Below are 26,666 nucleotides of genomic sequence, written 5' to 3'. Positions count from 1 at the left end.
ATTAAGAGAATATTGAACAACAATGAGTTCTGTCAAAAACAGAACTCATTGTTTCGATAAGACCCAATACACTATAGAGATAAAACTAAGTTGTGAGGAGAGAAGAGATGTCATCTGAAGTTATACAAGCAGAGAAATACAGACCCAAATTCCATTTTAGTCCGCCAGCGAATTGGATGAATGATCCGAATGGCTTGGTTTATTTTAAGGGGGAATACCACCTCTTCTATCAGCATCACCCTCATGGAACCAGCTGGGGACCGATGCACTGGGGACATGCAGTGAGTAAAGACCTGGTCACTTGGGAGCATCTCCCTATTGCACTTGCTTCCGACGGGCTGGGAATGATTTTTTCGGGTAGTGCAGTGGTGGACTGGAACGATTCAACCGGTTTTTTCGACGGGGAACCCGGTCTTGTCGCTATTTTCACGCATCACGCCCATTCTCCTGGAGAGATTTCAATAGAGAAACAAAGTATTGCCTTCAGTAGAGATGAGGGAAGAACTTGGATTAAGTATGAAGGGAATCCCGTCCTTACTTCGGATAAGCATACTGATTTCCGGGATCCTAAGGTGTTCTGGCACAAAGAAACTGAGCAGTGGGTGATGATTGTTGCCAGTGGTCAAACCGTTTGTTTATACCGTTCTCCGAACCTGAAAGAATGGAGCTTCAGCAGCGAGTTTGGGCAAGGGATGGGGTCGCATGACGGCGTTTGGGAGTGCCCGGATTTATTTGCATTACCTGTTGACGGAGAGGAGACGGCATTGAAATGGGTCATGTTCGTGAGTATTGGAAATGAGCCACATGTTCCGGAAGGGTCTAGAACCCAGTATTTCACCGGACACTTTGACGGTTTAGCTTTCATACCGGATCAATCCTCTCAAACGACTCGTTGGATCGATTATGGAAAGGACAATTACGCTGGCGTGAGCTGGTCTGACGTCTCTGCTAAAGATGGACGCCGGATTTATATCGGCTGGATGAACAATTGGAAATATGCAGGCGAAACTCCAACTGAAGGATGGAGGGGGGCCATGACATTTCCAAGGGTACTGACTTTGGAAACGAGAAACGGCGACATTGCTTTGATTCAGCATCCCGTCAATGAATTGGAATCCATCCGAGTGCCTCAGATTGAAGCGGAGGGGAATTCCTCTGCTAAGCTCGATTCAATTTGCGAAGGTATGGAATTAGAAACGTATGAGCTTGTTGCCGAATTCAAATGGACAGAGACCGTGGATTCTATAGGCTTCAAGATCAGAGCCTCGGACCAGGAGGCAACGCTCGTCGGTTACTCCGTTAAAGATGAAAGCTTATTTATCGATCGTACCCGTTCCGGAAATATTGATTTTCATGATGATTTTTCGGGTAGACATCAAGCAAAACTACAGTCCAGCCAGCAGTGCGTGAAATTTCAACTTATAGTGGACCGGTCATCCGTCGAAGTCTTTGCCAACGATGGAATCCTGGCGATGACGGATCTGATCTATCCTTCCTCCGGCTCATTGGGTTTATCGTTCTTTTGTGATGGCGGGGAGTTACTGTCCTATAAAATTGCAATCCATAAATTAGGCTGAAAATTAGAACAAGGCGAACTCACAGGAGTTCGCCTTGTTCTATATCCTAGAGGAAAGCCATCGTTACATGACAGTTAGCATCGCAGGTCGATTTCAAAGGTTTTAATCTCATAAGGTTCAAGGACGAAGCAGATGCCAGCATTGTTATGCATTTCGCCATATGGTTGTTCCATCAAGTTCGTTTCTCTCCATCCATGAATCTGCAGGCTGCTCGTCAGCTCCAGCATGTTGGAGCTTCCGGAGTAATCGTGAATACGCACGATGAGGCAGTCCGAATCCTCTGCTTTTTTGACAGCAGAGATCATAGCCGTATCGCCGGACAAGGCGAACATCGAGCGGCTTGGCTGCTCTGCATGTCCCTTCGTATAGCGAATCGGGGCATTCAGGAACCAGGCTTGCTTCACGGTCTGACCGGTCAGCCAATCCCCTTGATGCGGTAGAAGGGCATAGGTGAAGCGATGCAGCCCCTGATCGGCATGCGGATCAGGATGTGTAGCGCTTTTGATCAACGTGAGCCGCAGGACATTGTTTTTAATATCATAACCGTATTTGGAGTCGTTCAACAGGCTGACACCATAACCCTTGTCGGACAAATCTGCCCATTGATGCCCGACAGACTCGAAGCGCGCCCAATCCCAGCTCGTATTCCAATGTGTCGGCCGTTTGACGTTGCCGAACTGAATGTCATAGGTTGCCTCAGTTGAGCGAATACCGACGGGGAAAGCCACCTTCAGCAATTGCTGCTTCTCGTGCCAATCCACTTCGGTCACATAGTCGATGCGCCGTTTCCCGGCATAGACGATCAGGTTCTGCGTAATTGTAGAATTACGGTACTGCCAATTGAAGCGGATGACGGCCCGAAGCGGACCGGTCTCAATCACTTCGATTGCTGTGCAATCTCGAATCTCAGTCATTTTTTCCTGATAGAAGATATCAATATCCCAAGCTTCATGTGCCAGAGGTTTATCCTCAAACACCTGCAATAGATTGCCGTTAGCACCCTTGGCCAGTACTTCCCGTCGTGCTGCTTTATCGTAAATGCGGGTCAACTGCCCGGCTTCGTTCCATGCCAATTGATAAAAAGGGGTTTCGATTCCAAGTTCTGTATGGCTGAATGGAGACAACTCCGAATTGATAGATTCAGCTTCGCCATGGAAATGTATGGTTGTATACCCGAGCGAAGGAATATCTTGCACCTCAATATACCAAATGCCTGTATCCAGCTGTGCATTCAAGCGTAGCCCTGCATCGCTTAACCAATATCCCTGCTCCATCCCCGCAGAAGCGGGAATAGCGACTATCTCCGTAATACTCCATGGTGAGGAATTCCACACCGAGAAACTGCCTGCCGTTTTCCCTGCTGCGATCGCAGTCCGGGCTTGTGTGTCGACTTGACTGCCGATCTGCCACGCTTCCTCGTATTCAACTGTACTGTCTTCGTACACCTCACGGATGGAGGAGCCTGGAATGATGTCATGGAACTGGTTGCGCAGAATGATTTTCCATCCTGAGGTCAGCGGTTTGGCTTGATACAGATTCCAGTCCTCCTGCAAAATGCTCTGCAGGGCATTCAGCCACTCGGCTTCACGATAGGCCAGTTCGAGTTTGCGGTTCATCTGTTTGTTGTAAGCTTGGCTGGTATACGTCCCGCGGTGATACTCCAGATACAATTCGCCGTCCCAGGTATGGATGTATGAACCGGTATCCGCTACCGTCTGCTGCAGCTTTTCGAAATAGGCATCTGCACGTCCGGTAGTTACCTTGGGTAGCCCGGGCAACAGATCCAGCCGCCGCCGCATCTCGAGCATTTCGCGGTTCACGCCGCCACCGCCGTCACCATAACCATAGGACAGCAACAGATCCTGATTCATCTCCTTGTCGCGGTAGGCATCCCATATTCCTTTGACCGTCTTGGGGATGATCTTCCCGTTATAGGTGTAGAACCATGAACCCGGCTCAGACCACGGTTCAGGAGTGGTGATGAAATGGGTCAATACCTCGGAGCCGTCAATGCCGCGCCAATGGAACGTATCGAATGGCATCCGGTTATACTGGTTCCAGCTTATTTTCGTGGTCATGAACGTATGAATGCCCGATTTTTTCAAAATTTGCGGCAGGGACCAGCTGTACCCGAACACATCCGGCAACCATAAGTACCTGCACTCCGATCCGAACTCCTCCTTCAGGAAGCGTGTACCGATCAGCAATTGCCGAACCAGCGATTCGCCTGAGGTCAGATTGCAGTCCGCTTCAAGCCACATGCCACCGCCGGCTTCCCAGCGTCCTTCTGCAATGCGCTCCTTGATGGATTCATACAGCTCCGGGTAGTCTTCTTTCACATATTCGTATAGCTGGGGCTGTGTCTGCAGGAAAACATACTCCGGGAACATCTCCATCAGCCGCATCACCGTAGAGAAGGACCGCGCACATTTCTCGCGTGTATGCTTAAGCCGCCACAACCAGGCAACGTCAATATGGGTATGGCCAATACAGGTGATGGTCACATCGGATAGTTTGTCCATGGCTTCCAGGCAGGCGCTAAGATTGTCTCTGGCTTCGTAGACAGAGATGAAAAACGCCTCTGATTCGGAGTCTGCCCAGTCGATCATACGTAAGGATTGCTGAAGCGCCTGCAGCAGCTTCGTCCGCTCCGGTGCATTTGGATCCAGGATTTTTACGGTTTCGAGAATGGCCGTCCCGGTGAACACAAGATCGTCCATTTTCTCATCCAGCCAGCACAGCTCCGCCTGTTTGAAGGTATGCGTCTGATTACGCGGTTGTCCGCCTCCTTCAAGACCGGACCATAAGCGGAAGAGCAGCTCAGCTGAATTGCCTGCCGCCGAAGCAGGAAGGAATACTTCCTTATGATTGGAATCGACGCCTTGAAAAGGCTTGCCTTCCCAGTAGAAAAGGGATTCAAAGCCGGAGTTATTGCCGCCCCCGGTATCGCCGAAATCAAACAAGCCGACGATTCGTTTATTTTCCCAGGATAAAGGGATTTCAGCATCTGTACGCAGCCACAAATAGAGATCCCGGCCAGTCCAGGTCTCGTTAATATGCATTGGTTGCCAATTGGCTTCGGCACCTGGAACCGTAGGATTAATATCTTCCCGGCGGTCTTCACAAGCAAGAAATACGCTCAGGGTCTTCCGGTCCCGGTAACGGAGTGCGGATAATTCATGAATACGTGCCTGTAATTTGTTTTCGGTAAGAAACATCGTGTGGACCCCCAGTTCATATTATCGGAGGGTGAATGATTTATAGGGAAAGATCCAAATTGGGATAAAAAGTGAATAGCATAGGGGAATGCGCTCATTATAGCGCTTTCTTTTTCTTTTGACAATTGAAAGTTGAGGGGAAGGCACTGCATGTTCTATTTATTGCGCAAATTTAACGAACGGTGATACACTGAGTTGAAAATTGGCTCCGAAGGAGGCGGTCAGGCGCGAATGTCCAAGATCCGGACCTTTTATCAAAATCATCTGAAGAAAAAAATGTTTAACAAGATCCTCCTGTTCTACTCCATGGTCATGGTTCTCTTGTTTATTAGTGTCTCTATTCTCGCTTACCGCTATTATGAGCAGCGGCTCGTACGGGAGCAGATGGATGCGAGTCTTCAGGAACTAGACATCATCAGCATCAGTCTGAATCAGCAGAACGAACGGATGTATGGCGCGGTGCAGCAGATTTATACGGATGCGATGATTGGAGATGATTTGAAGTATTTCTTGACTCATGAATATGAGAACTTCCTCAAGTGGCGTCTGAATCAATATGCAAACAGCTACCGGACGGAGCGCAACAGCTTTGATTATCATTTACGCCTGCTGCTGAAGGAGGAAGCATCCATCTCGAACATTGTGCTGTACAGCTCAGACCAGGACTTTTATTACCTTCTAAACCGGGAAACGCAGCATTTTTACGATCAACCTACGTTATCCGCTGCACATCAGGACTGGTATGAAGGGTTCCGCAATCAGCCTTGGCAGTATATGGGCAACGAGCCGCTGTTCGAGGGGAAAGCCGCCGGGGAATCCACACCTTACAGCTACGTGAATGTGCTCAAGGACCCTGTGACGCTGAAGAAATATGGTGCCATCCTGTTCGAACTCAATACAAGCCGGATTAAAGAGCTGCTGCGGGAAAAATTAAACAATACGAGCAGTCGGATAATGCTGATCACGTCGCAGGGGCAAGTGATTTTTGACTCGCAGGGGCGTTACGATAATACCGTCTATCCGTATTGGAAGCAGATGACTAAGCCGGGGGATTGGGTGAATCTGGAGGAACGCTCCAAAGTACAACTGCTGAATATCGGGAATACAGGGATGGTCGCTGCTGCCATCATTCCGGAGTCTCAAATCGTACAGAGCCTTCAAACCTTACGTTTTAGTCTCACAGGGATCGTGATCTTATGCATCATTATCAGCATCTCAGTGACGTTCACTGTTATCCGCCGCTACTCCAAAAAAATCCACAGAATTATCGTCTACATGCGGCGCTGGCAGGATGGCGATTTGAGCAAGCGGATCAAAATGGAAGGGGAGGATGAACTGCAGCAGATCTCGCAAAGCTTTAACTATATGTGTGACCGGCTGGAGTCCTATATCCAGACCGTCTATATCTCGGAGATCAAGCAGAAGAACGCACAGCTCGTGGCTCTGCAGGCGCAGATCAATCCGCATTTCCTGTACAATACGCTCGAGAGTATACGCATGAAGGCTATCAGTTCAGGGGCCAGGGATGTCGGTCAAATGATTTATATTCTCGCAACAATGTTCAGGCATTTGATCAAAAAACAAACACATGTCACTCTGGCCGAAGAAATCGAGCTGTGCGGGATGTATTTGGCCTTAATCCAATACCGGTATGAGAACAAGCTACAGGTGGAAACGAACATCGAGATGCCGGTCGCCGGAAGTATCGTGGTTAAACTGCTGATTCAGCCGATTATTGAAAATTACATCGTTCACGGCTTTCGGGCGAATGACGACGATAACCGGATTTCCATAATGGCTGCAAAACAGGAGAGACACATCATTATTCGAGTGAAAGATAACGGGAAAGGCATTGCGCAAGAGAAATTAATAGAGCTACGCAAGGCGCTGCAAAGTGAGGGGGAAGCACCTTCGCGATCAAGTGATTCCCTGGGTCTAAAAAATGTACATGAACGCATTCGTTTGAATTATGGCAGCGAGTTTGGAATACGTGTGATCAGTGAGCAGGATAAAGGCTGTGAGGTTATCATCGAAATTCCATTCACAAGGGAGGACTAACCGAATGAGGAACGTATTGCTGGTGGATGACGAGCCACTCATTGTCGAAGGAATGCAGTCCATCATCGATTGGAATGCGAATCATATGCAAATTGCAGATACAGCGCGCAATGGTGTGGAAGCGCTAGCAAAACTGGACGGCTTATCCGTAGATCTGGTTATCACGGACATCATGATGCCTCAGATGACAGGACTTGAGCTGATCCGTGAGATCAAAGTACGTAGTCCCCTCACTAAGTTCATCATTCTGAGCGGTTACGAGGAATTCAATTACGTGCGGGAAGGCATTACGCTGGGTGTCGAGAACTATTTGCTCAAGCCGGTCAATATCGACGAATTGGAAGCGACGATTAAGCATATGCAGCATGATTGGGAGTGCGAGGAAATCAGACAAATCCAAATGGATCAGAGCTGGAGGATTCTGAGGAATAATATATTGCAGCGGTGGGCTAATGAAACCATTGATGCCAAAGAGTTCCGGGAGCGCGCGCAGCTGCTGGAAATCCCCTTGACCAAGTCAAATTACAGCGCTGCTGCGCTGCGAATCGTAACTGATCATGATCACGAGATGGATGATCCGCAGTTATACAGACCCGTAATTGCCGAGCAGTGTGAAATCATAGGTAGAAACCAATTACCACACGGCTGTGAGATCATCTGCTTCCCTGATCAGGAAGGGGATATCATCGTGCTGTTCGCTTCAACCGGCATGGAAGAAGAAGAATGGAAATTTCATGCGCTTCGCGGGATGAAGCAGTGGATCACGTCTGATACAGGCGCCTGTGTATGGAGCGTGAAAGGGCAGTCCGAGCAATCCTATCTGGGGTTTCCGCAAAGCTGCAAACAAGTGAAGCTGTGGCTTGAGAATCATTTGTTGGGCGAGTCAGAGACTTTCATAGTGACATCGGACTACGAAAGAGAAGCCGATCCTGCATATGAGCAAAGGGAGCCCGCTATGGATCAATTCCATAAGTTGCTCCGGGACGGGAAAAGTCTTGAGGTTGACCGGTTTATCGACGACTTCTTTGATGTTCAGGCAGAGGATGGGCACTCGGCAAGAACGCCGTTCTTCAACTCCGCAATTCAGCTAATGCTGGCGGCCAAGACTTTGGAAAAGACTCCGGATTACGGAGGCGTATTCGCTCCCTTATCCAGAATTCATACTCGCAGCGGGCTGAAGCGGCTGGTGAAAAGGGTGATCCAACAAACACTTGATACATACCATGCGACTGAAAGGGACTATAGCCCGCATGTGATGGCTGTACTGGATTTCGTGAAAAACACTTACAAAGAGGAGCTTTCGCTGAAGACGCTCAGCCAGAAACTGGACCTTCATCCCAACTATCTGGGGCAGTTGTTTCAACAGGAGGCAGGCACCAGCTTTTCCGATTATGTGAACCAGTACCGGATCGAACGTGCCACCCATCTGCTGCTGTACTCGGACAAAAAGACGGCGGAGGTGGCAACGGAGGTAGGCTATTGGGATACATCTTACTTTTACAGGCAGTTCAAAAAATATGCCGGCGTTTCCCCGACAGAACTGCGTTCGATGTATATGAAAAAGTAGTCCGTGACCTGCCGGTTCTAAAAAACACACCTTGCAGAGGTGTGTTTTTTAGTGAAATGAATGCGCTATCTTTAATTAATCCATCATTTTATTGTATTTTTCAACTATCTCGGCGGCTGCCCGGCTTTCATAATAAAGACAGGGGTGAACGGGAAATTCCAAAACACCAAGTGAGCTGAAGTTTACCATTGTTGATTATAGGGGATGAACAGTGGATGAACTCAGCTACAAGTGAATCAAAGGAGGGACAGCCGTGCTAGGCATCTTGAAGAAACTGATGAAGAATAGGGCGTTTCTTCTGCTGGTATTGCCGGGAGCAGCGTGGTTTATTATTTTTGCTTATTTGCCGATGTTTGGGACGATTATTGCCTTTAAGGATTTCCGGATTCATCCGGGAGGTTTTCTTGAAAGCGTTTTAAAAAGCGAGTGGGTCGGCTTCAAAAACTTCGAGTTTCTGTTCTCGACAGATGACGCTTATATCATAACGCGCAATACGATTCTTTATAACGTCGGTTTGATCATGCTTGGACTGGTTCTCGCGGTTACGCTTGCCATCATTATGAATGAGCTGTTGAATAAACGGCTGGCGAAATTTTACCAAACCGCAATGTTTATGCCGTATTTCCTCTCATGGGTTATTATTAGCTATTTTGTATTCTCGTTCCTCAATGTCGAAAAGGGCGTGTTCAATCAGCTTCTTGTCTTCTTTGGCGAAGATCCGGTCAGTTGGTACAGCGAGACGAAATTTTGGCCGTATTTTCTTATCTTTCTGGGTCTCTGGAAAAATGCCGGATACGGGAGCGTCGTCTATCTTGCAGCAATTGCCGGCATCGACCGCTCTTATTATGAGGCAGCAATGATCGACGGCGCTACCAAATGGAATCAGATCAAATTTATTACACTGCCGATGCTGAGGCCGCTTATGATCATTTTGACAGTTCTGGCACTCGGCGGCATCTTCCGCTCGGATTTCGGCTTATTCTACCAGGTTCCGCGGGATTCCGGCGCACTGTATCCGGTCACCAACGTTATCGACACATTCGTGTATCGGGGGCTGACGATCATGGGCGATACAGGTATGAGTACGGCTACAGGCCTTTATCAATCCGTTGTCGGTTTGATTCTCGTTCTGCTCGCGAATTACGCTGTACGCAAAATTGAAAAGGATTATGCCGTATTCTAAAAAAATCGGCAAGGGGGGGCCTGCAATGAATGACTTAAGCGAATCTATGGAGAGAACGTTGCTCTATGCTCCCAGGAAGAAGACCAGGGACATCAATGCGATTAGTCCATTATGGAATTTTATATTTAATGTGGGGGTGTGCTTATTCGCCCTATCCTGTATCTTCCCGTTTATTTTTATCATTATCATTTCCTTTACGGACGAGAAGACGTTGGCCATCGACGGATTCAGTATCCTGCCCAAAGTGCTCAGTTTGGACGCCTACCGGTTTCTGATGCGGTCCGGTGAGCAAATGGTCCAATCCTTGGGCGTGACTCTGGCCGTAACGGTCATTGGAACAGTTCTGACGCTGTATCTCGTTTCTACATATGCGTACGCAATTTCACGCAAGAACTTTGACCAGCGCCGGTTCTTCAGCTTTCTCGCCTTCTTCACCATGCTGTTCTCCGGGGGACTGGTCCCGGGATATATCGTCGTTACGCAAGTACTTCATTTGCGGGATTCCATCTGGGCGCTGATATTCCCATCCATTCTGAACGCATTCTATATTATCGTCATGCGCACCTTCTTTACGACGACTGTACCGGATGCGATCATCGAATCGGCCAAGATCGACGGAGCAACCGAATTTGGCATCTACACACGTATTGTGCTGCCCATCTCGCTGCCGGGTATTGCGACTATCGGGCTTTTCAGTACACTTGGCTTCTGGAATGACTGGTTCAATGCGCTTCTGTATATTGATAATCCAAATTTAATTCCACTGCAAACACTGTTAATCCGGATTCAGAACAATATGGACTTCATCGTACAGAACAGCAGCCAGGTAGTATCTTACGACATTGCTGCGACCTTGCCGACAGAAACGGTCCGTATGGCGATGGTTGTGCTGGCTACGCTGCCAATCGCGCTGGCGTATCCGTTTTTCCAAAAGTATTTTATCCAAGGACTTACGATTGGTTCGGTTAAAGAATAAGTTGGATAAGTTGTAGCTGCCCGATCCAGGGCAGTAACAATAGATATTTATATTGATTAGGGGGAGACATATGAAGTCCAAGAAAATTGTATTGCTGATGGTTGTGTTTCTGTTTGCACTTGCTTCCACGTTGGCTGGCTGTGGCGGCAACAACACGAAGGAGAACAGTAATGGGAATACGCCGTCCGAGACCCAAGCGGCTAGTCCAACGGAATCTGGCGACCAGACCGGGGATAAGCTGGACCCTGTAAAGCTCAAGGTATACCTGATCGGTGGTCCACAGCGTGACCTGCCAAAGATTCAAGAGGAAATGAATAAATATTTGACGGACAAAATCAACGCAACCGTCGACATCACAATGATTGACTGGGGCGACTACTCGAAACGGTTACCGGTTATCACAGCTTCCGGGGAGAATTACGATATCGCTTTCACCTCATCCTGGGCTTTTGACTACCTGCCCAACGCGACTCGGGGTGCATTTTTGCCAATCAATGATTTACTGGAAAAATACGGTCAGGATATCATAAAAGAGCTCGACCCGCGTTTCCTGACTGGATCGCAGGTGAATGGCAAAAATTATGCCGTGCCGGTGAACAAGGAACTGGCTTCGCAATGGGTATGGCGTTTTAACAAACAGTATGTCGACAAGTACAAGATGGATATTACAAAAATCCGCACCCTAGAGGATCTCGAACCTTATTTGAAACAAATCAAGGAAGGCGAGCCGGCTGACATTACACCACTGGCCGTACCGAAAGGCTTCAAGCCTTATATGCCGTTCGACTTCCTCCTGGGCGACGAGTTCCCGGTGGGTATGAATATGAATTCAACGGATGGCAAATACGTAAATATTCTTGAATCCGACGAACTGAAAAGCTCGCTCAACACCATTCGCAAATACTATCAAGCCGGATATCTGCGCAAAGATGTTGCAACTCTGGAAGGCATTGATAACATCAAGACAGGTAAATGGTTCGCTGACCGCGAGCAAACACAGCCTTATGCAGAATTGGGCTGGTCGAGAAGTGCGGGCTATGACATCGTCAGCTCACCGATGCAGGACCCGGTTATCTTCACGGGCTCCGCTACCGGTTCTATGCACGCAATCTCGGCGAATTCCAAAAATCCGGAGCGTGCGATGATGTTCTTGAACCTGCTCAATACGGACAAATATTTGCGCAATCTGATCAACTATGGTATCGAAGGTACGCACTATAAGAAGATCTCTGAAGACGTCATTGAAGATCTGCCGGCCATGAAAGACGGGTACCAGATGCCGGGATTCGCACTAGGCAATCTTTTCCTGACCTACAGCCACAAGGAAGACCCTGCGGATAAATGGGAAGCGTTCAAGGAGTTCAACAATTCCGCCAAGGTTGCTCCAAGCTTTGGCTTCAACTTCAACCCTGATCCAGTAAAGACAGAAGTAGCATCCATCTCGGCGATCGTAAAAGAATTCTATCCACCTATCATGACAGGTGCGGTCGACCCGGATGAACACCTGCCGAAGGCAATCTCCAAGATGAAGGCTGCCGGTCTGGATAAAGTCATAGCAGAAGCACAGAAGCAATACGACGAGTGGAAAGCAGCCAATAAATAAATCTGGCATTAATCTACTATGTACAACACAGATTGATCAATTGGAGGAGGATGGCATGAAAAAGATAGGTGCAGGTTTTATCTTCTTAGTTATGATGTGCGCTGCATTATCCACTTCTGCGTTAGCAAAACAGCCTTATTCATCCTATTGGTTTCCAGAGCAATTGCTTCAGTGGAGTCCGGCATCCGACCTGGATGCAGCATTCAACCGCAGTACTGTCCCGCTGCAGGACCGCTTTGTGGGAGCAGGAGTCAACTCGCATGCGACTAAAGCGCCGAAGGTTATGGCTTTATCGGCACTCAATTCGGGAACAAGTGGAGTACCCTCACAGGGCTCGGACAAATTCGGGGCAAACACGTTTACCTATTGGCAATATGTTGACAAACTGGTCTATTGGGGCGGCTCGGCCGGCGAAGGGATCATCGTGCCTCCAAGCGCCGATACGATCGACGCAGCTCATAAGAATGGCGTGCCGATCATCGGAACGGTGTTTTTCCCGCCAACGGTGTATGGCGGGAAATATGAATGGGTAAAGCAGATGCTTCAGCAGAACAGCGACGGCTCCTTTCCTGCCGCTGACAAGCTGATCCAGGTTGCGAAGCATTACGGATTTGACGGCTGGTTCATTAACCAGGAGACTGAGGGTGGAACGCCGGCTGACGCACAGCTAATGAAAGCTTTCCTGAGTTATTTTGAATCGCACAAGTCTACATCTATGCACATCGTATGGTACGATTCCATGACCAAAGAAGGCAGTATCAGTTGGCAGAATGCACTAAATGACAAGAATGCGATGTTCCTGCAGGACAATGGGAAGCAAATAACAGACAGCATGTTCCTGAACTTCTGGTGGAAGGATCTTAAAAGCTCGGCAGAGAAGGCCAAAAGCTTGGGCAGAAGTCCGTTTGACCTGTATGCAGGCATTGATGTTGAAGCCAAGGGTTACGATACAAAGGTGAACTGGAATCTGCTATTCCCGGAAGGAGTGCCTGCAGTCACTTCTCTGGGTATTTACCGCCCTGACTGGGCTTTTAACAGCGCAGAGAGTATGGAGGATTTCTTCATCCGCGAGAACAAATTCTGGGTGGGTCCAAACGGAAATCCGGGTAATACCGCGAGCAGCCAGGCCTGGAAAGGAATCGCGAACAATGTGGTCGAAGCATCCCCGCTAAATGAGCTGCCCTTCATCACCAGCTTCAACACTGGAAGCGGACAGAAATATTATGTTCGAGGGAAGCAGGTGCGGGATAAGGGATGGAACAACCGGAGCCTGCAGGATGTCCTGCCGACATGGCGCTGGATCGCAGACAGCAAAGGAACACCGCTTACACCGGTACTCGATTGGTCCGATGCGTATTACGGCGGCAGCTCGCTGAAGGTATCAGGAGTGCTGAGCCATGACAATGCGACACATCTGAAGCTCTACAAGACAGATCTGAAGATCGAAGCAAGTACGAAGCTGTCGGTTACTTACAAAACGCAGAGCAAGCCGAGCCTGAAGGTTGGCCTTGCTTTCGCAGACCATCCCGACCAATTTGTCTTCCTTAACGTGAAGGATAAGACATCACCAGGCTGGACTACAGAAACATTGAACTTGACCCCTTATAAAGGAAAACGGATCGTGGCGTTGTCGCTGTATTTTGACACCAAGGATACGATAAGTGATTATGCCATACAAATTGGCCAGCTCTCCATCCAAAATGCCAACGACCCGATTCAGCAGCTCCCGGCGGTTCGCGAGCTTAAAGACACTCAATCCGATTTCCGCAATGGAATCTATGGAGATGCCAGATTGCAGTGGAAACCGCTTGATCAGCAGGTGAAGCAGTACGAAATCTATCGTGTACTGCCGGATGGCAATGAGGTGCTAATGGGTGCAACGCCGAATCATGTGTTTTACGTCCCTGAGATGAGACGAATAGACAAAGAAGCAGTCACGGTATTGAAGGTCGTTGCGGTCAATGGAAGATACGAGCAAGGTCAGGCCTCCAGCGTGCAGATCAGCTGGCCGGCTTACCCGAAGCCGGCTGCGGAGTTCAAGGCAGATCGGACGCTGGTTGCGCCAGGTGAGAGCGTAAACTTCACAGACCTGTCGACCGAAGTGACAGAAGGATGGACATGGACCTTCGAAAGTGGAAGTCCGGCTGTCAGTACCTCGAAGAACCCGGTGGTAACGTTCAAGCAGGAAGGCGTGTACAGCGTGACACTGACTGCAACCAACAGCTCGGGCCAAGACACAATGACGAAAAAGGCGCTCATCACAGTGAGCAAGGAAGCCGGTGCGGTGAAGAATCTGGCACTTGGCAAAACTGCAACAGCCGATCATGCCTGTGGGGAAAAGGAAGGAGCGCCTAATGCCGTAGACGGTAAAGTGACGGACAACAGCAAATGGTGCGCACTTGGCAATCTGCCTCACTGGCTTCAAGTCGATCTGGGCGCTGAGCATCAAATCAGCACCTTTGTCATCAAGCATGCTGAGAGCGGAGGAGAGTGGTCCGGGTTTAATACCAGCGATTATACTATTCAGGTGAGCAGCGACGGTACGAACTGGGCCGATGCCGTCAAAATCCAAGGGAACACAGCAGCCGAGACGACTGACGCGATTGCGCTAGTTAAAGCCCGCTATGTAAAATTAATCATTACTTAACCCTCGCAGGGTGCCGATACAGCCGCGCGAATCTATGAGTTTGAAGCTAAGGGACTGTAATATTACTTAAAATATCATCCTTATAATGAAGCAAATAAACCGCAGCCCTTCATAAGGCGTACGGTTTATTTGCTTTGTCTATTGGATCACTTCATTCCGAAGAGAAGCGGCGTTCTCCCCATATAATCGCCCTGATTTATATCAATGCCTTCCTGCACAAGAAGACTAGCCGCATTTGTATGCAGTCCTGATGCCTCCACATTTAAGGGGTCTAATTCGAATGAATGGGGGAATGGTGCCGACGATTTTCTAAATTTCATTATTTTTGCTAGACGCTTGAGCCTGCAACGAACAAGAGCAAGGAGAGACGGGGAGGACCGCATTCCTTGCTCTTTTATTAGGCCTGTTGATAAACAAATTATGTAACCCAAACGACCCTGACTGGATTATGTATTTGACTACGAAACTGCAAAAGCATGCAACCCTAAACGTGAACTACTAAAAGAATTCATGAACGACGCCGACAAGAGAGGTGCTTATTCCCTCACTTTTTTCTTAATTAGGAGTAGTATACTTTTTCTACTTTATATAATGTATGCTCAATAGTTGGGCAGAGATCGGCATCTACTTTGTAAAATTTAACTCGGAAGTACAAACTTTTCAAAAAGTTCTTTATATTATTTTTTTGCTTAAAGGCAGGAAGAAATTCTGAATTTTTCTCCACATTACCAAAACTTTGAATCCATTGCTCTACATAAGTCTGACTAAGTATTTTTCTATTTAAGACACTAATTATGGAATTTACCATTCTCTCATCTTCCCCGTCGGAGTAAATTCGATCTGTTATGGTCAACTTTTTGTAAACCAAATTGAGGATGGTTAAGAGGTCATTTTTATCTAATTCGGAGCATTGAGCCAAGTCATCTAAAGCATCTGCTGCATGGGCTATGGCATGAGCCCAGCCTTTTTCTTCGTCATATCCACGGTAATCTCGCTCTTCTTGTACGTGTAAAAATACTCTCTCTTTTATCTGATGAATTTTCTCTCTTGAGAGAAATGCTGATTCTCTATGCCTCATTAAGAGGAGCGGTATGACTAGCATAGAGAAAGATCGAGTGAAGACAGAGTCTGTATTTGTTTCACCAAGCTTAAAAAGCAAATGGTTTTTATCCAAAATAACTGGTAGAAGTTGTTCTAATTCGTTTGCAGTTAGAGAATTACCAGGGATCCAATGTGATAAGGTTGTATAAATTAGCTCATCACGTAGTTCAGCATCCAAAGAACCGATGTTATTTATCATTTCTTGTATCAATTGGAATGTATCGGGAGATGCTTGGTAGCCATTTTCTTTTATTAATATCAACTTTTCTTTTAAATTCATTTTACACGCTCCTACTAGAAATTTTCCGAACTACTTTTTAAGGGTTTCTACTGACTATTCAGTTTCTTACGTCCCCCTGCTTCCCTTACTATAAGGTATAGAAAGGCAGAGGGAAATAATCCCTTTTGTCGAATATATGTATGATGAGAGAGCTTGAATTATTTTCTGGGGAGAAGTGGACAGACATGATTAAACGTAAGAGGACTGTTCTAATTGTTGCCGTATTGACATCCATAATGCTAACCGGGGCAACTAGAATCGCTCCAAATCTTGAACAAGCACCCGAATTAAAAATTAGAGTCCAAAAAATCGATTACCCTAAACCCTTGGAACCGTTGACATTCTTTTGGGCAAAAGATAATGAGGGGCTGTATAAGACGATTTTCGGTCCGGGCAAGACGAAAACTACTATGGTCATGACCGGTATTTACAGCAATATCTTGTATGAAGATTACGAGACATTATATTTTCTGAAGCATGGGGTTAACCAGACAAGCGATATCTACAAGCTAGAAGTGTCCTCCAAAAGATTGACGCGCCTGACCAGCTTAGGGGGAATCGATCAATTTTTCCTCAAGAACAAGAGCATCTATTATGTCACCAATAGCATGACTATCGAACCTGGCGTGTACCGGATGGCGCTGGATGGAAAGTCGAAGGTCAGAGTTAGTTCAACCCTATTGGATGCGCAGGATAAAAGGTATCGCTATTACATTGGCTCAGGAATACAAACTGATGGGTTGGACGTCTATTTTCCGCTTATGCGACAGCCCTTGCCGTCTACTGGCGAGAAGTATATCGTGCAGAAAGACGATGAAATCGAATATAACTGGAAAACCGCGAAGAACAATGAGGAGCAACTCTCTACTTATTTTTTCTATATGACAGATTACAAGGGTGATGCAGATTCCGATTCGTTCGTTTTTGTAGAGCATGATGAGGAGGCAGACACGACTTACCTTCATCTGTTTAAAAAAGGTAATCAAATTGTTCGTAAAATAATCGGTTGGGAACTTGAGCCTTTGGACATCTTGCACGGATGGGCGTATTTCACCGCAAAGGCTGAAAACTTGGAAGCGGGAGGGACTTTCGCCATTCGGCTGGACGGTTCAGGACTGCGTCAAATCGGTAACAATGAATTTTTACTATCCGACTACTTAGGAAGCATTAAGCGGAATCTTGTGTTCAAGAACCGTAACGACGGCACATTTACGATTATGAAGGAATTATGATTTCATTAGAAGTCGCCATATTGGCGACTTTTTTGTAGTAACGATATAAGCCGAAAGTGGCAAAATGCTAATATCCCAACCTTTCTTCCTGTGATATGATTATTTAAATATATTTGTTAGTAGGGGATGGTGCAAATGTTAGATCAGCGAGTGTACGTCCGGTTCCCGGAGGAAGCGGACGCCGAACAATTGACAGCAATGTTCAAGCGCAATCGGGAGTTTTTTGAGAAGTTCTCACCAACCAACCCGGATGAGTTCTATACAGAGGAGCAGCAGCTCCAAATAATTAAAAAGAGCAAGGCCGACAGAGCGGAGGACCGGAAATATGACTTCATAGTGTGCCACAAGCAGGACGACCGGATTATTGGTAACGTAGGGTTGTCCTTTGTAGTGCGGGGCCCGCTTCAGTGCTGCATGATCGGATACTGCCTGGACCAGGATTATAATGGCAAGGGCTATATGACGGAGGCTGTGAAGCAGGTGGTGCGCTATGCCTTCGAGGAGCTGAAGTTTCACCGGATCACAGGGGAAGCCTCTCCCCGGAATCCCGGATCCATGCGCGTGCTTGAGAATGCCGGGTTCCACAAAGAAGGCATCTCTCAAAGCAATGTAAAGATCAATGGGGTATGGGAGGATCATCAGGTTCTGGCCATTATCAATCCCTCAGAGCGCAGTTAGACATTACGCAGCTAACTTGAACGATTATATAATCGACCTTGATTGGCTTTGTGCCTTTCGAGGTTTTTTTCAACAATCCATTATAAATAAAAAAATTATCGTATCATATCTTCGTCACTTCCTTCCGAAAGTAAATAGATAGACTTTATTCAAAGTGTGATACATTTGTTTGACTATTATAAACAACAAAGAGCTTATTTGACATCAGAAGGAGCTGGCTAATTTATGGATCAAATCATTGTATTCAAACTCGGAAATGAAGACTTTGGACTCGATATCAATACTATCGGGGAAATCCAAGATTCTAAAAAATCCACACCGCTTCTATTTGCCGAACCTTGGCATGAAGGATTCGCAACTATTTACGGAGAACTCTACACTGTCATTAACCTGAGAATAAAACTGAATATTTCTCGTCAGGAACGCCGTGAACAAGACAAGTTCATCATCTTGCATACACATAAATTAGCTTTTGTTGTTGATTCTGTTGAAGACATTGCCTCCGCTGCTGATTCTGTCGTTCATGAACCACCTGATAATCCCAATAAACAAGTGATCGAGTGCAGGTATGAATCCAAGAATCGTATGATTTCTGTCTTGAATGTCCAAGCACTCATTGATTCAACACTTCTTAAGGCAAGTGAGTAACGATATTCATACAATTTTCTGCTGAAGTAAGGGAAAGATCAAATTAAGTAGACTATTTATTTCATTTTGGACGTCCTAAGCAGTTAAGGGACGTCTTTTCTTCGTATACGGGACCTCCAACCACGATGGCTTCAAAACCTGTTGCCGGTCAATTTATAGGAACCCACCATATAACTGGGTCTCGCGCCTAATTGTTCTGCCTTGGAGGACAAGATATGATAGAAAGTAACTCATACAGCACTATATTAAGGAGCACTTTATGGATATGGATCACACGTTAGAAACGATTCTGGACGAAATGAAACAGGAGATTGACAATTGGATAGCCTATATTAGCAATAAGGACGCAGAAAAAATTGTGAAACGTACCAAGCTGCAGGTGGGAATTCACGGTCATGCTCTGCTCGAATATGCCAAGGGTAGGGTTGACGTGACGGATGATGAGCTCAATCTCACTTTGCCTGGAGCTACAGCCATCCCCGGCGAGTTGCTGAGCGAGGAACAAGTGCGAGAGAAGTTCGTTCCTGAGCTTGCTTCATATATGCAGCATAAATTGAATGCGCTGCCTCCGGCGTTACTCGATTATCAATTTACTTTTGACGGCAAGTTCCGGACGCGGGAGGGCGGAGTCAACATTCGTATTCTCGAATTCGTTGACGAGACGAAGAAGCAACAATTGCTGGAACGAATCTCCATCTATATTGCGGATAAGCTCGAAGCGGGAAAATATCCGACCAAGCCCTTGGAGACGTTTTTCCTCTCCAGGCACCTGTTGGACGAGGGGCTGTTCCCTGACACAGATCCTGGTGTAATCATTTCTGTTTTCGAGAACATTCAACAAGTGAATAAAGGGAACAAGCATCTTGCCGAGCATCGGAATAATGTTACCGGGGCTTTGAGGAATTGGGTAGAGAGTCATTGGTTGCCCTGTTATTTCGATAATATAGGGACACAATGGCAGAAAGAATATAAGAAAAGAAGCGATGCCCGGCTGGAAAATACGGAGCAAGGTCCGATCGAGCTGGCCCTCTATGCTGCAATCCTGATTCTTAAATACGAACCTTCCTATAGTAGAAGTGTGGGGCTGGCCATTTTGAATTGCGCTATCGAATTGGGAAGCGCCCAGGCAAAACGTCTGACAAAGGAAGGCAGTGGAACGTTCTCCAAGGAGGACATCAGCTTGCGCGATGAACTGGCGGAGTGCACGGCCAACGATGTGTTTGCCGAGGTGACCATAGCCATTAAGCAAGAAACGGAGGAGAGCTACGCGCGGGCACTCCGGTTTCTGACTCACTTGCTAAGCCTGGGCTTCCCGAAAAGCTATCAAATCAAACTGAAATCAAGCGTCAAGCAATGGCTGCCGATGAAAGGATTGGCCAAGTCGAGCACGCACCGATTCTTTGCCAACGCCCTGGAATATCCGAATTTGCACTCCTTGCTGGAGGAGTACGCCCGGGTGGCGATGGAACCATTCGAATGGTATGCGGATACAGAAGGCGAAAAAAATTGCATGCCGGGCAGTTATGCGGTCTTCGGCCTTGGACTCACAGATCAGGTTTATTTTCCATTAGTAGAACAATACATGGGGATGGTTGACGAAGAACACCAGTCCGTTCAGAATCACTTCACTGTCGCGTTGGCCGAGCGGCAGGGCATTCACTTGGAGACAATTCCTACGCTGGTGAAATGTATGCTGCATAGCACGGATTCGATGAAGCTGAAGATCCAAACCGATATGGAAGATGAGGCTCATCTCCGGCTGCTGCTCGATCAAGTACGCGGTCTGCAGAACTATGAGGTGGAGCATATCGTTTATTTGATCTGGGGCGGAACGGACAAACTGAAGAAGATAGCCGCCAAAGCCGAAGGGGATCGGGGAAAATGGCTTTCTGAGCTGGCACAAGCCACCGGCCGCAGTTAGCCTTGGCGATCATCCTGCGAAGTGTTTTCTAATTGAGCGTTAGCTTATCTGGATGGCAAAAGTTTAATTTGGGGAGCATCTTCATTCTTATAAATCGGAATGAGCTGAACGAGACCTTTGTCTTCGTCAACCACCGGAACTACATTCAGATTCCGATCTGAAGTTGGAAGGTGGGAATCTGAAACTAGTTCCGAGCTAACGTTGTCTACTATTGGTGATTCTACAAATTGTTCATTGAGCGTATCCGACTTTCCAAAGACGAAGACAGTAGAAAATAGTAGGGCACTCAAACCTATATACTTGATACGTAATTTCATCATTCCTACCTCCGCAAACGATTAATTTGAAGCTTTAACTATATTCTACATTAAAGTGGGTGAGGATCGTAGCAATATCGTAGAGGTCAGAGTCCTCTCGACCGCATCATTTGCAATCAAAGATCCGTTAACTGCTCTTGAAGAGTTAACGGATCATTTTGTTTTATAAGTACAAGCACAGGAATAAGTGAAAATCAGGTTGACAAAATAATTGATTAGATATATTGTGGATATGTGAAGTCTATTATTTATCTCAATTATAGATATATTGTATCTATAATGTATTTTATTAATCGAGAAAGGATGATTTATAATCGCAGTTCTCCATACAGAAGATGCTACTTTTGCACAACTCTCATTCAATGTGGATGACAGCCCGAAGACGGCTGGGAAATACCGCGTGATGAGCATTCCGGCCACCCTTATAGTCAAGGATGGACAACCTCGGCAACAAGAGGTGGGGATGCTATCCATACATGCATTGCAGCAGCTCGCTGCATCCGAATAGTACCTCTGAAAGCGGTGAAGATAGCTTGTCTAATAAACCCAGCATTATTGTTGCCTCACTGGTGGTTGCCAATTTTCTAGCCCAATTGATGCAAACGATGTTAAATACGGCGTTGCCGCGTGTCATGCAGGATCTTGCAATTCATGAGAATCAAGCGCAGTGGCTGATTACAGTGTATTACTTAATGATAGGTATAACTGTTCCTGTTGCCGGATTTTTGATTGGAAAGTTTACTACGAGGGCCTTGTTCATGGCCTCTGTCGGAGCGTTCACAGCAGGAACACTGATTGCCGGGATCGCCTGGAGTTTCCCGCTAGTCCTGACGGGGCGTTTGGTTCAAGGCATCGGTGCGGGCCTGCTGTTTCCGCTGTTTCAGACGACAATACTCAGAGTCTTTCCGAAGGAGAAAATCGGTGCAGCGATGGGGGTAGTCGGTTTGGTCCTGGGGCTGGCTCCTGCGCTTGGGCCCACTCTGTCTGGGTTCATGGTTCAGAACCATTCATGGAGACTGTTGTTTTACGCTGTGGCGCCGCTTGCAGCCGCCAATTTATTCTTAGCGCATTTCACGCTGCGGAATGTAGGAGAGACTCATCAGACCAAGCTCGACACCAGGTCCATTATCTATTCTTCACTCGGATTCGCTGGTATATTGTATGGATTTAGCATTGTCGGGGTAGAAAAGGGAAATCCCGTTGTCGCTGGGAGCATCCTTCTGGCCGGATTCCTGATCGTGGCGGTGTTTATTAAAAGACAGCTCAAGCTCACGGCACCTTTGCTTGATCTCAAGCTGTTTCGGCACCGCTCCTTTACCCGATCTTCCATTGTGGGAGTGATCTTGTTTGCGGTGATGGTGGGGGTTGAACTCCTTCTTCCTCTGTATGCACAGACGATAAGAGGCTTAACACCTCGGGAGTCCGGGCTTATGCTGTTGCCGGGTGCATTGCTGATTGGTGTCTCCGGTCTGATCTCAGGCAGGCTATATGACCGGTTTGGGGTTAGCCGCGTAACCCAGGGAGGATTTCTGCTCATTCTGATCATGGCATTGGCTCTTGCCCTCACGTTATCAACAGAGACGTCCTTTAATCTACTGGTTATAATGTATGCCCTGCTTATGTTTGGAGTAGGGGCAGTAATGTCTCCAATTACGGCCTATGCCATGGCAAGTATCCCAAACACTATGGTTGCTCATGCTTCTCCAATGACGATTACGCTGCGTTCGCTCAGCAGTTCAATAGGAGGTGCCTTGCTTGTAACGATAATGACTTCAACTGCGAGTGCCAGTTCCTTAGCCTTTCCGCTGGATATGCTCCAAGGCGTCCACATTGCATTCTGGACATTGACGGCTTTTGCCGGATTAGGATTATACTTGTCTTTTCATCTGCAAGAAGCGAGAAAGCTCAAACCTGCTAATATTTGATTTCTTAATCTATTAGGATATGCATTCTATAATTTCAGACTTTAGAAGGATGTGCACGATGATGAGGTCAGTATAATTAGGAATTGAAAGGAGAGTCATTCGATGCATTAAGATAAGTATTTTAGACAAATTGGGGGTTGAAAAGATTGAGTAGGCACGAAAATAGCTCCAATGCACCAAGCCTGTTTCGCAATCGGTTCCTGCAGACGATTTTATTATCAAGTGTGCTCCTGCAGATCGGCATCTGGGTACGTAATTTCGCTATTCTCCTATACGTTGCGGATAGAACAAACAATGACCCCTATGCCATTTCGCTAATCAGCGTAGCTGAATTCGCGCCTATTTTTGTTTTTTCTTTCATCGGAGGTACTTTTGCCGACCGTTGGAGGCCGAAGCGAACGATGATTTGGTGCGATTTATTATCCGCGGTATCGGTATTCGTAGTACTTCTGACCATCCATTACGGTTCCTGGCACTCCGTCTACCTTGTCGCCTTCATCTCAGCTATTCTTTCGCAGTTCTCGCAGCCTTCAAGCATGAGATTGTTTAAGTATCATGTGCGGGAAGAACAGCTGCAGCAAGGGATGGCTTTGTTCCAATCGCTGATGGCTATCTTCATGGTGCTTGGCCCTATGCTTGGCACCTTCGTTTACAGCAAGTTTGGCCTTGAAACTTCGATCGCTGTAATGGGCGTGGTATTTCTGCTTTCTGCACTCGTCCTTATTCGGCTGCCCGAGGATAATATGGAACCTCAGACAGCTGCTGTAAAAGGGCAGTTCCGTAAAGATTTCATAGAAGGCTTTCGTTATGTCTGGCAAAGCCAAGTGCTGCGTATGCTTGGACTTGCGTTTATTCTCGCGGGACTCGCTGTTGGCATAGCCCAAGCTCTCAACCTGTTTATTGTAACGGAGCGGCTAGGCAAAAGTGAGGAATTCCTGCAATATCTGCTGATGGTGAATGGTGCAGCCATGCTGATCGGGGGCGGGATCGTAGCCGTATTCGCGAAGCGGGTTCCGCCGCAGCTTCTTCTTGCGATAGGGATGCTGGCAGGCGCGGTTTGTACAGTGATTGTCGGGTATTCGACGAGCGTTCCGGTCACGCTGACTGTTCAATTTCTGAATGGGCTTGTTTTCCCTTGTATTCATATTGGGATCAGCACAATGATTCTGAAATGGTCACATGCTTCCATTGTCGGCCGGGTGAATGGGGTTCTGAATCCGATGTTCGTTGGCATGATGGTCGTTTCCATGTCTTTCGCTGGTGTGTTAAAAGATGCCTTCTCGCTGGGTACGATCTATAGCGGAGCAGGATTATTATTTCTTCTGGGCGCACTGGTCATGTTGCCGATCATGAACCAAAAAGCACCGGATCACGCACATACTGCACAAGAGACATAATATCGAAACCTCTATAAGGTTTAAATGAAGAAGAACCGGCCATCAAAAAGTGGCCGGTTCTTCTTCATTATGGATGGACCTAAGAAGCAGGGGAATCTTACGGGAATAGCGTTTCAAAATCAAAGAATTGCGGCTTCTTATTGATAACCTCTATTTCTTCATACTAATCTGAAAAACATCTCCTGCCTCGCCGCCGAAAACAATCATCCCGCCTTTTGGGAGGGCGACTGGCTTATCTTTATTAAAGATAGAGGAGTACACAAGCATTCCTTTCTCATCGTAAACGACGAATCCTCCGGTTGCCGGAGCATTAACGCTCATCATTTTAGCAGCCGAATTGTCACCGATTTTGAACCATACGGCATGACCGTTATCCTCAATCGTGCAGACCGACGTTTTTCCGCCGTAGATCGGATTTACAGCATCCTCACTTAGATAAGACTGCCCATCTATTGTCAAATACTCTTTGTTGTTCACGGTATGGAAGCTCAAATTGAAGGCATCCCTTCCGCTCATAACCGGAATTTCAACGGCATTTACAGCAGTATGCTCATCCACAATTTTAGTGCCTGATGCATAGCCGTTTTCACTATCCACAGCTATATTTTTGACTAAGATGGCAGGGGAGAGATAGAACAGAGAATTGATCTTTTCTCCCAACTCATAGTAATTTTTACCGTTTCTTTTTTCCCATGCGGCTTTGGTTGCCGGCTGCAGAGGATTGGCATCAAGCTTCTGATATTCATAGGTAACCATAATCGTTTGCCCGATTCCAGGGATATCCACATAAGAATTAAGCTTAATATAAGTATTTCCATTCGATTGTTTGTCAAAGCTTATCGTCACATTGCCATCGTTGTTTTTGAATTGTCCTTTGCCCGTATACACATAGGTTTGTGGCGGGATAATCCCCCCGACCAGAGCGGGCAGCTTCATCTCTCCGTTTTTAATCTCCACATCGATCGTTGTGCCAACTGCGCCGTATAATCCAGAATAAGCGAGCTGCTCTTCCGGCATGTTGACCTTCACGGATGATTCAAAGGTTCGATCCGGCAAAACTTCTTTGATCTTGCCTTTGTCCTGCAAATATTCGAGTAGAACGTTAGTTGCAAAAATACTATTGTAGATCGAACTCCCTCCCGATGACAGGACAGCGATTGAAATATTATGCTCAGGCAATGAAGTCAAGGCAGCGTGATACATAATGGTATCCCCGCCTTTGGATAAGGCCTTGATACCGTAATCATCAAACGGAGCCAAGCTGACTGCATCCCAGCCTAAACCATAGTTATAGATGTTTGTCTCCTCAGGTACCCACACGCCATTTTTATATTCAGGATTTTGCATCGCGGTGGATGACTTCTCTGATAAAATATTCGTCCGATTACCAATCAATAAATCTCCGAAAACTGTAAGCTCTTCAGCAGTGGAGTAGAGCCCGCCTGCACCAATGACATTGGCATTCTCAACTGGCAAAGCCTGTTCCATTGTAGGGTAATAGGTTTTCGCCAGTTTCTCTCTGTCAAAAGCACTAAGCGGCGTTTTGGTGGAGATTAATTTCAGCGGCTGGATAACCTTTTGATCCAGAAATTCGGTATAGCTTAAGCCGCTTACTCGTTCCACGAGGATTTCCAGCAGCTGAAATCCATCGTTACAATACACCGAATATTCGCCCGGGTTGGATTTTAAGCGCTCAGATTGAAGCCTCAGCAATAACTCATCATGACTGCGGGTATCATTGTCATCGAACAGCATGCTATTTGCATAATGAGTTCCGTAAAGCCCTGACGAATGATTCATAAGCATGCGTGGTGTAATTTTTTTATATCTTTCATCGGCCATGGTAAAATCCTTGATATACGTGACAAGCGGTTGATCGATATCGAGTTTGCCCACATCAGCCAGCATCATCGCTGCAGCTGTTACATGCATTTTGCTGACGGAGCCGATCCCGAACATCGTTTCCTTCGTAATTGGAGCGTTGGTGGCTTTATTATGGACACCCGCGCTGTCCGATAATACAATCGAGCCCGAATCCATAATGGCGTACTGCAAGCCGGTTACTCCATAGTCGGACACGATTTTTGCAGCCAGCTTTTGAGCCTTCTCCTGTACGGTTTCCTTGCTGATTTGTGCTGATGCCGAACTCATGGGTATGACCACAAGCATAGCTGTCATTACTGCAGCAATGATTCTCTTCATGCTAACTTCCTCCTTAGGTTCCTTTACCGGAATTTACCGGGATTTAATGGTCTGTATTCAGCATACAAGAGAGGAGGCTGGTATATGCAAAAACACCCCGAAACGCCAAAAAACAATCCCTAAACAACAGCTTGTT

At 46.9% G+C, this 26,666-nt stretch carries 17 protein-coding genes; 13 read left to right on the top strand and 4 right to left on the bottom strand.

Annotation, left to right across the window (positions count from 1 at the left end; genetic code table 11):
• Nucleotides 1–107 precede the first annotated feature (107 nt).
• Nucleotides 108–1,577, top strand: a complete 1,470-nt coding sequence (locus NYE29_RS27085; RefSeq protein WP_340898256.1) for a glycoside hydrolase family 32 protein — start codon at nt 108–110, stop codon at nt 1,575–1,577.
• Between the two features lie 74 nt (nt 1,578–1,651).
• On the opposite strand, the gene NYE29_RS27080 is transcribed toward NYE29_RS27085, so the two are convergent.
• Complete coding sequence (locus NYE29_RS27080) at nt 1,652–4,795, bottom strand: alpha-mannosidase (RefSeq protein WP_340898254.1); 3,144 nt, start codon at nt 4,793–4,795, stop codon at nt 1,652–1,654.
• A gap of 231 nt (nt 4,796–5,026) precedes the next feature.
• Here NYE29_RS27080 and NYE29_RS27075 point away from each other — a divergent pair, with 231 nt between their 5' ends.
• The 6 genes from NYE29_RS27075 (at nt 5,027) to NYE29_RS27050 (ending at nt 14,829) form a co-directional block, all read left to right on the top strand.
• A complete protein-coding gene (locus NYE29_RS27075) occupies nt 5,027–6,853 on the top strand; it encodes a cache domain-containing sensor histidine kinase (RefSeq protein WP_340898251.1) in 1,827 nt (608 codons plus the stop codon).
• A gap of 4 nt (nt 6,854–6,857) precedes the next feature.
• Nucleotides 6,858–8,420, top strand: a complete 1,563-nt coding sequence (locus tag NYE29_RS27070) for a response regulator transcription factor (RefSeq protein WP_076112879.1) — start codon at nt 6,858–6,860, stop codon at nt 8,418–8,420.
• Nucleotides 8,421–8,673: 253 nt separating this feature from the next.
• Nucleotides 8,674–9,603: an ABC transporter permease gene (locus tag NYE29_RS27065; protein WP_038592086.1), complete on the top strand. Its 930-nt coding sequence runs from the start codon at nt 8,674–8,676 to the stop codon at nt 9,601–9,603.
• A 25-nt stretch (nt 9,604–9,628) separates the two neighbouring features.
• Nucleotides 9,629–10,579, top strand: a complete 951-nt coding sequence (locus tag NYE29_RS27060) for a carbohydrate ABC transporter permease (RefSeq protein ID WP_038592089.1) — start codon at nt 9,629–9,631, stop codon at nt 10,577–10,579.
• A gap of 70 nt (nt 10,580–10,649) precedes the next feature.
• Nucleotides 10,650–12,182 (top strand): ABC transporter substrate-binding protein, encoded by a 1,533-nt coding sequence (locus NYE29_RS27055; protein WP_340898247.1) that lies wholly within the window; start codon nt 10,650–10,652, stop codon nt 12,180–12,182.
• 55 nt (nt 12,183–12,237) lie between these two features.
• Entirely contained in the window at nt 12,238–14,829 is a 2,592-nt protein-coding gene (locus tag NYE29_RS27050; protein WP_340898246.1) for an endo-beta-N-acetylglucosaminidase, read from the top strand.
• Nucleotides 14,830–15,388: 559 nt separating this feature from the next.
• On the opposite strand, the gene NYE29_RS27045 is transcribed toward NYE29_RS27050, so the two are convergent.
• Nucleotides 15,389–16,210 carry a DUF2785 domain-containing protein gene (locus tag NYE29_RS27045; protein WP_340898245.1) on the bottom strand — a complete coding sequence of 274 codons (822 nt, stop codon included), beginning with the start codon at nt 16,208–16,210 and terminating at the stop codon, nt 15,389–15,391.
• Nucleotides 16,211–16,353: 143 nt separating this feature from the next.
• On the opposite strand from NYE29_RS27045, the gene NYE29_RS27040 reads away from it, so the two are divergent.
• The 4 genes from NYE29_RS27040 (at nt 16,354) to NYE29_RS27025 (ending at nt 20,689) form a co-directional block, all read left to right on the top strand.
• The gene (locus NYE29_RS27040; RefSeq protein ID WP_340898243.1) at nt 16,354–17,442 is read left to right on the top strand and encodes a hypothetical protein; all 1,089 of its coding nucleotides are present in this window, start codon (nt 16,354–16,356) and stop codon (nt 17,440–17,442) included.
• Nucleotides 17,443–17,577: 135 nt separating this feature from the next.
• Nucleotides 17,578–18,120 carry a GNAT family N-acetyltransferase gene (locus NYE29_RS27035; RefSeq protein WP_340898241.1) on the top strand — a complete coding sequence of 181 codons (543 nt, stop codon included), beginning with the start codon at nt 17,578–17,580 and terminating at the stop codon, nt 18,118–18,120.
• Between the two features lie 225 nt (nt 18,121–18,345).
• Nucleotides 18,346–18,768: a chemotaxis protein CheW gene (locus NYE29_RS27030; RefSeq protein WP_076112872.1), complete on the top strand. Its 423-nt coding sequence runs from the start codon at nt 18,346–18,348 to the stop codon at nt 18,766–18,768.
• Nucleotides 18,769–19,033: 265 nt separating this feature from the next.
• Complete coding sequence (locus NYE29_RS27025) at nt 19,034–20,689, top strand: DUF6138 family protein (protein WP_340898238.1); 1,656 nt, start codon at nt 19,034–19,036, stop codon at nt 20,687–20,689.
• Between the two features lie 44 nt (nt 20,690–20,733).
• Here NYE29_RS27025 and NYE29_RS27020 read toward each other — a convergent pair whose 3' ends face one another.
• Nucleotides 20,734–21,006, bottom strand: coding sequence for a hypothetical protein (locus NYE29_RS27020; RefSeq protein WP_340898236.1), 273 nt, complete (start codon nt 21,004–21,006; stop codon nt 20,734–20,736).
• A gap of 533 nt (nt 21,007–21,539) precedes the next feature.
• Here NYE29_RS27020 and NYE29_RS27015 point away from each other — a divergent pair.
• Nucleotides 21,540–22,931, top strand: a complete 1,392-nt coding sequence (locus NYE29_RS27015; protein WP_340898234.1) for a DHA2 family efflux MFS transporter permease subunit — start codon at nt 21,540–21,542, stop codon at nt 22,929–22,931.
• A 146-nt stretch (nt 22,932–23,077) separates the two neighbouring features.
• Complete coding sequence (locus tag NYE29_RS27010; protein WP_076112870.1) at nt 23,078–24,328, top strand: MFS transporter; 1,251 nt, start codon at nt 23,078–23,080, stop codon at nt 24,326–24,328.
• Nucleotides 24,329–24,478: 150 nt separating this feature from the next.
• Here the strand turns inward: NYE29_RS27010 and NYE29_RS27005 are convergent, their stop codons facing one another.
• Nucleotides 24,479–26,530, bottom strand: a complete 2,052-nt coding sequence (locus NYE29_RS27005) for a serine hydrolase domain-containing protein (RefSeq protein ID WP_340898233.1) — start codon at nt 26,528–26,530, stop codon at nt 24,479–24,481.
• Nucleotides 26,531–26,666 lie beyond the last annotated feature (136 nt).

Origin of the sequence: Paenibacillus sp. FSL M7-1046 (assembly GCF_038007405.1) — a bacterium.
Lineage (GTDB): Bacteria > Bacillota > Bacilli > Paenibacillales > Paenibacillaceae > Paenibacillus_AQ.
Note: the sequence above shows the minus strand (reverse complement) of the source record. Positions and strands in the feature narration are given on the sequence as shown.